This window comes from Achromobacter sp. DMS1 (genome assembly GCF_001270295.1).
In genome coordinates, this window is record NZ_LHSJ01000006.1 from 30,137 (window position 1) to 39,824 (window position 9,688).

The 9,688-nt window shown below is 69.0% G+C and carries 9 protein-coding genes and 1 pseudogene; 5 read left to right on the forward strand and 5 right to left on the reverse strand.

Annotation, left to right across the window (positions count from 1 at the left end; genetic code table 11):
* Positions 1 to 120: 120 nt before the first annotated feature.
* From AD428_RS01590 to AD428_RS01605, 4 genes and pseudogenes are all read right to left on the reverse strand, one after another.
* Positions 121 to 1,101, reverse strand: coding sequence for a Bug family tripartite tricarboxylate transporter substrate binding protein (locus tag AD428_RS01590; protein WP_053243904.1), 981 nt, complete (start codon positions 1,099 to 1,101; stop codon positions 121 to 123).
* 50 nt (positions 1,102 to 1,151) lie between these two features.
* Positions 1,152 to 2,105 carry a hydroxymethylglutaryl-CoA lyase gene (locus AD428_RS01595; protein WP_053243905.1) on the reverse strand — a complete coding sequence of 318 codons (954 nt, stop codon included), beginning with the start codon at positions 2,103 to 2,105 and terminating at the stop codon, positions 1,152 to 1,154.
* A pseudogene (locus AD428_RS01600) lies at positions 2,102 to 3,296 on the reverse strand (CaiB/BaiF CoA transferase family protein). Before AD428_RS01600 ends, AD428_RS01595 begins: the two are co-directional and overlap by 4 nt.
* 141 nt (positions 3,297 to 3,437) lie before the next feature.
* Positions 3,438 to 4,343: a LysR substrate-binding domain-containing protein gene (locus tag AD428_RS01605; RefSeq protein WP_053243906.1), complete on the reverse strand. Its 906-nt coding sequence runs from the start codon at positions 4,341 to 4,343 to the stop codon at positions 3,438 to 3,440.
* Positions 4,344 to 4,492: 149 nt separating this feature from the next.
* Between AD428_RS01605 and trmB the strand changes: the two genes are divergently transcribed.
* From trmB to lysM, 4 genes are all read left to right on the forward strand, one after another.
* Entirely contained in the window at positions 4,493 to 5,293 is an 801-nt protein-coding gene (trmB, locus tag AD428_RS01610) for a tRNA (guanosine(46)-N7)-methyltransferase TrmB (protein ID WP_053243907.1), read from the forward strand.
* Positions 5,293 to 6,234, forward strand: a complete 942-nt coding sequence (pip, locus tag AD428_RS01615) for a prolyl aminopeptidase (RefSeq protein ID WP_053243908.1) — start codon at positions 5,293 to 5,295, stop codon at positions 6,232 to 6,234. Before trmB ends, pip begins: the two co-directional genes overlap by 1 nt.
* Positions 6,235 to 6,242: 8 nt before the next feature.
* On the forward strand, positions 6,243 to 6,443 hold the full coding sequence (gene thiS, locus AD428_RS01620; protein ID WP_053243909.1) for a sulfur carrier protein ThiS: 201 nt from the start codon (positions 6,243 to 6,245) through the stop codon (positions 6,441 to 6,443).
* Positions 6,444 to 6,679: 236 nt separating this feature from the next.
* A complete protein-coding gene (gene lysM, locus AD428_RS01625; RefSeq protein ID WP_053243910.1) occupies positions 6,680 to 7,126 on the forward strand; it encodes a peptidoglycan-binding protein LysM in 447 nt (148 codons plus the stop codon).
* A gap of 55 nt (positions 7,127 to 7,181) precedes the next feature.
* Here lysM and ffh read toward each other — a convergent pair whose 3' ends face one another.
* The gene (gene ffh / locus AD428_RS01630; RefSeq protein ID WP_053243911.1) at positions 7,182 to 8,588 is read right to left on the reverse strand and encodes a signal recognition particle protein; all 1,407 of its coding nucleotides are present in this window, start codon (positions 8,586 to 8,588) and stop codon (positions 7,182 to 7,184) included.
* Between the two features lie 123 nt (positions 8,589 to 8,711).
* Here ffh and AD428_RS01635 point away from each other — a divergent pair, with 123 nt between their 5' ends.
* Entirely contained in the window at positions 8,712 to 9,554 is an 843-nt protein-coding gene (locus AD428_RS01635) for a cytochrome C assembly family protein (RefSeq protein ID WP_053243912.1), read from the forward strand.
* The last annotated feature ends 134 nt before the right edge of the window (positions 9,555 to 9,688 follow it).

A 9,688-nucleotide genomic window follows, 5' to 3' on the forward strand; every position in this document is an offset into this window, starting at 1 on the left:
CCGGCAGAGCGACGAATTATAGCGCGCCTTCACGGCGCGCTGGGCGGCCGGCGACGGCAACGCGCTTGAACCCGGGGACATTCCCGGGCGCGCGCCAGCCGGCGCGCCGTCAATTCGCCGTCAATTCGCGGTGATGTTCGCCGCTTTGACGACTTTGCCCCAGCGTTCGTATTCCGCCTTGGTGTAGTCGCCGAGTTCCTTGGGGCCCATGTAGATGGCTTCGGCGCCCTGTTCGGCGGCTTTCTTGCGGAATTCTTCGGTAGCCATGATTTTCTGGATTTCGCCGGCGATTTTGTTGACGACGGCGGGCGGGGTGTCTTTGGGCGCGTACATGGCGAACCAGGACGAGACGACGAGGTCGGGGTAGCCGGCCTCGGCGGCGGTGGGCACGTTGGGCAGGGAGTCCAGGCGGGCCTTGCCGGTGACGGCGAGGGCGCGGAGCTTGCCGGCGGCGATCTGGCCGAGCAGCGGCGGCGGGGTGGTGACGGTCATGTCGACCGCGCCGCCGAGCAGGTCGTTGAGGGCCGGGCCGGTGCCTTTGTAGGGGATGTGGGTGATCTGGGTGCCGGCCATCTGGTTCAGGAGCTCGGTGGCGACCTGTTGCAGCGAGCCGTTGCCGGAGGAGGCGTAGTTGAGCTTGTTGGGGTTGGCCTTGGCGTAGTCGACGAGTTCCTTGAGGGACTTGATGGGCAGGTCGGGCCGGACGACGACAACCTGGGGCGCCGAGAGCACGTTGGCGACGGGCGCGAAGTCTTTGATGGGATCCCAGCCGCCGGTCGGGGTGACGTGGGGGGTGATGACCTGGAAGCCGGAATATTGCAGCAGCAGGGTGTAGCCGTCGGGCTTGGCGCGGGCGACGGCCTGGGCGGCGATGCCGCCGGAGGCGCCGGGCTTGTTCTCGACGACGACGCTCTGGCCGAGCGCGGCGCCCAGGGGCTGGGCAATGAGGCGGGCGGCGATGTCGGTGGTGCCGCCGGGCGCGGCGGAGACGATGAGCGAGATGGGGCGGTCGGGGAAGTTCTGCTGGGCGTGGGCGGCGCCGGCGGCGGCCAAGGCGATGACGGCGGCGCAGGCGCGCAGGGCAAAGCGGGGTAGTGCCATGGTTGTCTCCTGGTTTTGTTGTGGTGGAGCGGTTTCGGGGTTGAAAGCGGTCAGGCGGCGTCGGGGAAGCGCTCGGCGAGCCAGGCCGGGGGCTGATGCAGGGCCAGCCGCTGGCCGGCCTGGAGCAGCGCGTTGGGCAGGCTGCGCTGCACGAGCTCGGGCAGGCCGCGCACGATCTGCATGAGGGGTTCGAGGGCGACGCCGGTCTGTACGCCCATGCAGGCGAACATGTGCACGAGCTCTTCGGTGTTGACGTTGCCGCTGGCGCCGGGCGCGTAGGGACAGCCGCCGAGGCCGCCGGCGGCGGCGTCGAAGCGGGTGATGCCCGTCTGCCAGGCGGCGATGGCGTTGGCGAGCGCCATGCCGCGGGTGTTGTGCAGGTGGACGGTGAGCGCGGCGCCTGGCAGGCGGCGGGCGGCCTGTTCGCACAGGTCGGCGACCTGGGTGGGGTAGGCCATGCCGGTGGTGTCGCACAGGGTGATGCCCTGCGCGCCGGCCTGGACGAGGCGGTCGGCAAGGTCGAGCACGGTGGCGGCGGGCACGTCGCCGTCGAAAGGGCAGCCGAAGGCGGTGGACAGCGAGACGTTGCAAGGCGCGCCGGCGCGCCGGGCGGCGGCGAGCACCTGGGACAGTTCCGCGAAGGACTGTTCGCGCGTCATGCGCAGGTTGGCGCGGTTATGGGTTTCGCTGCAGGACATGACGAGATTCATTTCGTCGGTGCCGGCTTCGAGGGCGCGCTCCAGGCCCCGCACGTTGGGGACGAGGGCGGTGTAGATGACGCCTTCGCGCCGCCGGATGCCGCGCATGACGTCGACCGCGTCGGCGAGCGCGGGAATGGCCTTGGGCGAGGTGAAGCTGGTGACCTCGATGCGGGCGAAACCGCAGGCCGAGAGCGCGTCGACGAAGGCGATCTTGTCTTCGGTGGCGACGAGGGCCTTTTCTATCTGCAGGCCGTCGCGGGGGCCGACTTCGTTGATTTCGATGCGGGCGGGCCCGGTGTTCATGCAATGACTCCCTTGGCGCGCAGGGCGCTGCGCTGTTCGGCGGTGAGGCCCGCGGATTCGAGGACGGCGTCGGTGTGCTCGCCCAGCGTCGGGGCGCGGTCGTGGACGGCGCCGGGATTCTCGGAAAGCAGGGGGAAGACGGCGGGCATTTCGACGTTGAGACCGCTGGCCGATTCGACCTGGGTGATGGCGTTGCGGGCGCGGTAGTGGGGATCGCGGGCGATGTCGGCCACGTTGTAGATGCGGCCGGCGGGCACGTGGGCTTCGAGCATGGCGGCCAGCACTTCGTCGATGCTGCGCTGGCGGGTCCAGTCGCCGATGGCGGCGTCGATTTCGGCGACGCGGCGCGCGCGGCCGTCGTTGTGGGCGAGGTCGGGGTCCTGCCCAAGGTCGTCGCGGCCGATGCGGGCCATGAGCCGGGTGTAGATGGCGTCGCCGTTGCCCGCGATGAGCACGTAGCCGTCGCGGCAGGGGTAGGCGTTGGAGGGCGCGATGCCGGGCAGCGAGGCGCCGGCGGGTTCGCGCACGGCGCCGAAGACGGAGTATTCGGGCAGCAGGCTTTCGCTGAGGTTGAAGAGGCTTTCGTAGAGGGCGGCGTCGATGACCTGGCCCTGCCCGCCGCGCGCGTCGCGCTGGTAGAGGGCGAGCAGCACGCCGAGAGCGCCGTGCAGGCCGGCGATGGTGTCGCCCCAGCGAGAGGCCGGCGCGCACGGGCGCGCGGCCGGGTTCGCCGTTCAGGTAGCGCAGGCCGGCCATGGCTTCGCCGATGGCGGCAAAGCCCGGTTCGCGCGCCTTGGGGCCGGTCTGGCCGTAGCCCGAGATGCGCAGCATGATGAGGCGCGGGTTGAGTTCGTGCAGGGCTTCCCATGAGAGGCCCCATTTTTCCAGGGTGCCGGGGCGGAAGTTCTCGATGAGCACGTCGGCCTCGCGGGCCAGCAGGCGCACGATGTCCTGCCCTTCGGGCTGGCGCAGGTCCACGCAGACGGACTGCTTGTTGCGCGACTGGGCTTCCCACCAGACGGACGTGCCTTCGTGCAGCAACCGCCATTTGCGCAGCGGATCGCCCTGCCCGGGCGGCTCGATCTTGATGACCTGCGCGCCGAAGTCCGCCAGCGTCTTGGCGGCGAACGGCCCCGCGATGAGTTGTCCGAGTTCCAGCACCCGTATGCCGGCGAGAATCTGCCCTGCCATGCGGCCTCCGGTGTCCATTCCTGATTGAAAGGCGCCCAGTGTGCGCGCAAAGGGCCGACCGGCGGAATGGACAATCGGGAAAAGGGGCGTTCCCGGATCGAGAAAGCCCCGCCGGGGCTGCCTTCCCGGGGGCTGTCTTCCCTACTCCTGGACCTGGCCGCGCAGGTGGGCCAGCAGCAGGCGGGCGGCCACGGTGAGGGATTCTTCGGCGCCGCGCACGCCCAGGAGCAGCCGGCGGCGGGCCCAGTCGTCGGCGAGGGGAATGAGCCGGATGGGCATGGAGCGCGCGTGCGGCTCGGCGGCGATGCGGGGCAGCACGCCGACCCCGCCCGTGGCGGCCACCATGCGGCAGATGGCGTCGAAACTGCGCACCTGGATGCGCAGCTTCATGGCGCGGCCCAGGTTGGCGCTTTCTTCGGAAAGCCGGGTGGCGAGGGAGGTGGCGGGCGGCAGGCCGACGTAGTCGTAGGCCAGGGTGTCGGCGAAGGCGATCTGCGGCTGGCCGGCCAGGGGATGCCGCTGGGGCGCGATGAGCACGAGCTCGTCGAGCCGGTAGGGATAGGTGAGCAGGCCGGGCGCGGGGGTGCGGTCGGCGAAGACGCCGATGTCGGCGCGGTTTTCGTGCAGGGCGGTGACGATGTCGCTGCTGTTCTGCTCTTCCAGGTCGATGCGCACGGCCGGATGGGCCTCCATGAAGGCGGCCAGGTCTTCGGGCAGGAACTGGGTAAGCGAGGAGGTGTTGGCGGCAATGCGCACCTGGCCGCGCACGCCCTGGGCGAAGTCGGAGAGCGCGCCGGCCATCTGGTCCACTTCCTGCAGCACGCGCAGCGCGTGGACGAGACAGGCCTGGCCGGCGTCGGTAAGCTCCACGCCGGCGGCATTGCGGTACAGCAGGGGCGTGCCCAGGGCCGCCTCCAGGTCGGAGATGCGCTTGCTGGCCGCGCCCACGGCAAGGTGCGAGTGGCGGGCGCCGGCAGAGATGCTGCCCTGGCGCGCCACCGAGACGAAAAGCGAGAGCGTGACGAGGTCGATACGGGCAATGTTCATGGAAAAGACGCCGTGGCGGGCCGGGCAGGCGCGGCCCGCCGGGATGAACGCGCCCGTGTCCCGGACGCTGGCATGCCGGACATTAATGTCCCTATTTTAGGGCGTCTGGACGACGCGCCCGCCCCGGCGGTGCCACTACAATCCCGCCTATGAATACGCATACCCCGGCGGGCACGCCCGCGAATCCCCCCGAGCATAACCCTGCCGCGCCCGCGCCGGGCGCGGTGTCGCCGTCGACCCAGGCCGCGCTGGAAAGCGCCGCGCGCGCACCCAACAGCCCGGGCGCCACCCATATCCGCAGCTTCGTGCACCGCCGGGGCCATATCACCCAGGGCCAGCGCGAGGCGCTGGAGCGGCTGCTGGGCAAGTGGTCCATTCCTTACGCGCCGCGCCGGCTCGATCCTGCCGCCGCCTTTGGCCGCGAGGCGCCCACCATCCTGGAAATCGGCTTCGGCATGGGCGAAACCACCGAGAAAATCGCCCTCGCCCGTCCGGACGACAATTTCCTGGGCGTGGAGGTGTTCAATGCCGGCGTGGGCTCGCTGCTGCGCCGCATCGAAGACTCGCAGATCCAGAACCTGCGCATCATCCAGCACGACGCGGTGGAAGTGGTGCGCGACATGATCGCCCCCGACTCCCTGGCGGGCGTGCACATCTATTTTCCGGACCCTTGGCCCAAGAAGCGCCATCACAAGCGCCGCCTCATCCAGCCGCCCTTCGTGTCGCTGCTGGCCAGCCGCATCGCGCCGGGCGGCTATCTGCACTGCGCCACCGACTGGGAAGACTACGCGGTGCAGATGCGGGAAGTGCTAAGCGCCGAGCCGCTGCTGCGCAACACGGCCGAGGGCTATGCGCCCCGCCCCGATTACCGCCCCCTGACCAAATTCGAGACGCGCGGCCTGCGCCTGGGCCACGGCGTCTGGGATCTCATTTTCAAGCGAGTCGCCTGATGCTCTATCCGCCGATCGACCCTTACCGCCACGGCCTGCTGGACACCGGAGACGGGCACCAGATCTATTGGGAGCTCTGCGGCAACCCCGAGGGCAAGCCGGCGGTGTTCCTGCATGGCGGGCCGGGCAGCGGATGTTCGCCGGTGCACCGGCAGCTTTTCGATCCGCGCCGCTACAAGGTGCTGCTGTTCGACCAGCGCGGCTGCGGCCGTTCGCAGCCGCACGCCAGCCTGGAGAACAACACCACCTGGCACCTGGTGGCCGACATGGAGCGGCTGCGCGAGGAAATCATGGGCGCGGAGCAGTGGCTGGTGTTCGGCGGCTCCTGGGGCTCGACCCTGGCGCTGGCCTATGCGCAGACCCATCCCGACCGCGCCAGCGAGCTGGTGCTGCGCGGCATTTTCGGGCTGCGGCGCGCGGAGATCCAATGGTTCTACCAGGAAGGCGCGTCGTGGCTGTTTCCCGACCAGTGGGAGCACTACCTGGCGCCGATTCCCGAAGAAGAGCGCGGCGACCTGGTCATGGCCTACCACCGCCGGCTCACGGGTGGCGATCCGGCCGAGCAGCTGCGCGCGGCCAAGGCCTGGAGCCGCTGGGAAGACAGCACCATCACCCTGCTGCCCAGCCCGCGCCACCAGCAGAGCCATGCGGCCGACCGGGCCGCGCTGGCTTTCGCGCGCATCGAGAACCACTATTTCGTAAACGGCGGCTTCATGGAAGAAGGCCAGCTCATCCGCGACGCCTACAAGCTGCACGGCATTCCCGGCACCATCGTGCAAGGCCGCTATGATGTCTGCACGCCGGCGCGCACGGCGTGGGATCTGCACCGCGCCTGGCCGCAGGCGGAGTTCCATCTCGTGCCCGACGCCGGCCACGCCTTCGACGAACCCGGCACGCTGGCGCGCCTCATCGCCGCCACCGACGCTTACGCAACACGCTGAGGATACGCATGCACATCACACTGAACGGAGACGCCCGCGAGTTTCCCCTGGACACCACCGTCAACGAACTGCTGCAGGCCCTGGGCTACGCGGGCAAGCGCGTGGCCGTGGAGCGCAACGGCGAAATCGTGCCCAAGAGCCAGCACGCGCAGACCGTGCTGTCCGACGGAGACCAGCTCGAGATCGTGGTGGCCGTGGGCGGCGGCTGACCGCCCGCGCACGGCCTCTCATCCATCCGACGGCCGCGATGCGGCCGTTTCTTTTGCGCCCCCGCCGGCGCGCCGCAACACACGATGCGCAACATTCTTGCCTGATCCCTCATGGCTCTAGCAACCTGTTACATGCTGGTTCTCGTGCGGCGCGGAAAACGCGGTACATAATCGTCGGGCAGCGGCGCTGTCCGCCTGGCAGTTTCTCTCAAGCCAACACTGATAAAGGAATCGCTATGGGTCTGCTCAATTTCATTAAGGATGTCGGCGAAAAGCTCTTCGGGGCCAGCGAGGCCAAGGCCGCCACCGCGGACGAGCTGAAGAAAGAGCTGGACAAGCACGGCCTGAATGCCGATGGCCTGAATATTTCCGTGGACGGCGACAAGGTCACCATTTCGGGCGAAGCCGCCAGCACGGAAGATGCCGAGAAAATCGCCCTGGCGCTGGGCAATACCGTGGGCGTGGCCCAGGTGGACAACCAGCTCAAGGTGAAGCAGGCGGCGCCCGAAGCCACCATGTACACGGTGCAAAAGGGCGACAACCTGTGGAAGATCGCCGAAGCGCACTATGGCAAGGGCCAGGGCGCGAAGAACACGCTGATCTTCGAGGCCAACAAGCCCATGCTGACCAGCCCCGACAAGATCTATCCGGGCCAGGTGCTGCGCATTCCTCCGCTGCAGTAACCCCCCGCCCATCCGCGGGCGCTTCCGTGCCGGATGCGCCCGCGAACGCCACGGCTTACTTGAAGCCGAAGCGGCCCAGGCCCTTCATGCCGCCCATGGCGCGCATCATCTTGGCCATGCCGCCTTTTTTCATCTGCTTCATCATGCCCTGCATCTGCTCGAACTGAGACAGCAGGCGGTTGACTTCCTGTACGGGCACGCCGGCGCCGGCGGCGATGCGGCGCTTGCGCGAAGCCTTGATAAGCTCGGGCTTGGCGCGCTCGGCCGGCGTCATGGAGTTGAGGATGCCCTCGGTGCGGCGCAGCTGCTTTTCGGCCTGCCCGCCCTGGAGCTGGCCGGCGGCCTGCTGGAACTGGGCGGGCAGCTTCTCGAGCAGCGAACCCATGTCGCCCAGCTTCTTCACCTGGCCGAGCTGGTCGCGGAAGTCGTTGAGGTCGAACTTGTTGCCCGACTTGATCTTGGCGGCCAGCTTCTGCGCTTCGGCGATGTCGATGTTCTTCTGGGCCTGCTCCACCAGGGAGACGATGTCGCCCATGCCGAGCACGCGCTGCGCCATGCGCTCGGGGTAGAACGGCTCCAGGCCGTCGAGCTTCTCGGACACGCCGACGAACTTGAGCGGCTTGCCGGTGACGTGGCGCACCGAGAGCGCCGCGCCGCCGCGGGCGTCGCCGTCGAGCTTGGTGAGCACCACGCCGGTGAGCGGCAGCGCCTCGGCGAAGGCGCGCGCGGTGTTGACCGCGTCCTGGCCCTGCATGGCATCCACCACGAACAGGGTTTCGACCGGCTTGACGAGATCGTGCAGCGCGCGGATTTCGCGCATCATGGCCTCGTCGATGCCCAGGCGGCCGGCCGTATCGAGAATGAGCACGTCGTAATGATGGCGGCGCGCGTGGTCGACGGCATTGCGGGCGATGTCTTCGGGCTTCTGGCTGGGATCGGAGGGCAGGAAGTCCACCCCGACCTGGGCCGCCACGCTTTTCAACTGGTCGATGGCCGCCGGGCGGTAGACGTCGGCCGACACCACCAGCACCTTCTTCTTGCCGGTCTTGCGGCCATGCTGCACGTGCTGGCCTTCGGACAGCCAGCGCGCCAGCTTGCCGGTGGTGGTGGTCTTGCCCGCGCCCTGCAGGCCGGCCATGAGGATGACGGCGGGCGGCTGCACGGCCAGCGAGAGCTCGCCGGCCTCGGGGCCGAGGTCGCCTCCCATGAGGGAGGTGAGCTCCTTGTGGACCACTCCCACCAGGGCCTGGCCGGGGCTGAGGCTGGCGGCGACCTCCTCGCCCAGCGCCTTTTCCTTGACGCGCGCGACGAAGTCGCGCACCACGGGCAGCGCCACGTCGGCTTCCAGCAGAGCCATGCGCACTTCGCGCAGCATCTCCTGCGTATTGGCCTCGGTAAGGCGAGCTTCGCCGCGCAGCGTCTTGACGACGCGCGACAGGCGCTGAGTTAGGTTATCGAGCATGAGAGGCGTTTCCGCTTAAACTAGTCGATTGAACGGCGGCCGCGGGCGCGCGTCAGGCGCCCATGGGCGAAACCTGAGGAAAACCCCGCGCAACCAGGCGGCCCCAACCAGACTACGGTTTCTATGTCACTAGGCATTGTATTTCACACAGCGGCCGCCTTGTCGTACGCCGTGCTAGGGGGCTCGCTCTGGCTGCGGCTGGCCCGGGGCGGCGGCGTGGAACAGACGGGCAAGACGGCGCGGCTGTGCCTTCTGGGTGCCCTGGTCCTGCATGGAGCCGGCCTGCAGCAGTCCATGCTGGGCGCCCAGCATCTTTTCATCGGCTGGGCGCTGGCCCTGTCGGCGGCCATCTGGCTGGGCATGGTGGTGTTCTGGCTCGAAAGCCTGCTGGTGCGCATCGACGGCCTGCAGCTCCTGCTGCTGCCCGCCGCCACCCTGGCGAGCGGCCTGGCCGCCCTGTTCCCGCAGGGGCAGTTCGTGCCGCACGCGGGCAACCCCTGGCTGCGCGCCCACCTGCTCATCGCCCTGGCCGCCTACGGCCTCATCACCATCGCGGCGCTGCACGCCATGCTGATGGCCCTGCTCGACCGCCACCTGCACCGCCCGCTGGATTCGCCCGCCGAGCGCAGCATCGTGGGCCGGGTGCTGGATTCCCAGCCGCCGCTGCTGGTGCAGGAGCTGCTGCTGTTCCGCATCATCTGGATCGGCTTCGTGGTGCTGACGCTGGCGGTGGGCTCGGGCTCGGTGGCCTCCATGATTCTTACCGGCAAGGTGCTGCCCTTCGATCACAAAACCGTCTTCACGCTGCTGTCGTGGCTGACCTTCGGCGTGCTGCTGCTGGGCCGGCATGTGCGGGGCTGGCGCGGGCGCGTGGCGCTGCGCTGGACGCTGACGGGCTTCGCTTTCCTGATCCTGGCCTACACCGGCAGCCGGTTCGTGCTGGAAATGATTCTGCACCGGAGCTGACATGGGCAAGCTGTTGTTCTGGATATTGCTGATCCTGGCGGCGCTCACGGTGGCGCGCATCGCCGGACGCATGGCGGCGAACCGCCAGGCCGCGCCGCGCGGCCCCTCCGCCCGCCCCGCTCCCGGACGCCCTG

Excerpts from the sequence above, each read along its gene's own strand:
- AD428_RS01590 (WP_053243904.1), bottom strand. The coding sequence starts at position 1,101 with ATGGCACTACCCCGCTTTGCCCTGCGCGCCTGCGCCGCCGTCATCGCC.
- AD428_RS01595 (WP_053243905.1), bottom strand. The coding sequence starts at position 2,105 with ATGAACACCGGGCCCGCCCGCATCGAAATCAACGAAGTCGGCCCCCGC.
- AD428_RS01605 (WP_053243906.1), bottom strand. The coding sequence starts at position 4,343 with ATGAACATTGCCCGTATCGACCTCGTCACGCTCTCGCTTTTCGTCTCG.
- trmB (WP_053243907.1), top strand. The coding sequence starts at position 4,493 with ATGAATACGCATACCCCGGCGGGCACGCCCGCGAATCCCCCCGAGCAT.
- pip (WP_053243908.1), top strand. The coding sequence starts at position 5,293 with ATGCTCTATCCGCCGATCGACCCTTACCGCCACGGCCTGCTGGACACC.
- thiS (WP_053243909.1), top strand. The coding sequence starts at position 6,243 with ATGCACATCACACTGAACGGAGACGCCCGCGAGTTTCCCCTGGACACC.
- lysM (WP_053243910.1), top strand. The coding sequence starts at position 6,680 with ATGGGTCTGCTCAATTTCATTAAGGATGTCGGCGAAAAGCTCTTCGGG.
- ffh (WP_053243911.1), bottom strand. The coding sequence starts at position 8,588 with ATGCTCGATAACCTAACTCAGCGCCTGTCGCGCGTCGTCAAGACGCTG.
- AD428_RS01635 (WP_053243912.1), top strand. The coding sequence starts at position 8,712 with ATGTCACTAGGCATTGTATTTCACACAGCGGCCGCCTTGTCGTACGCC.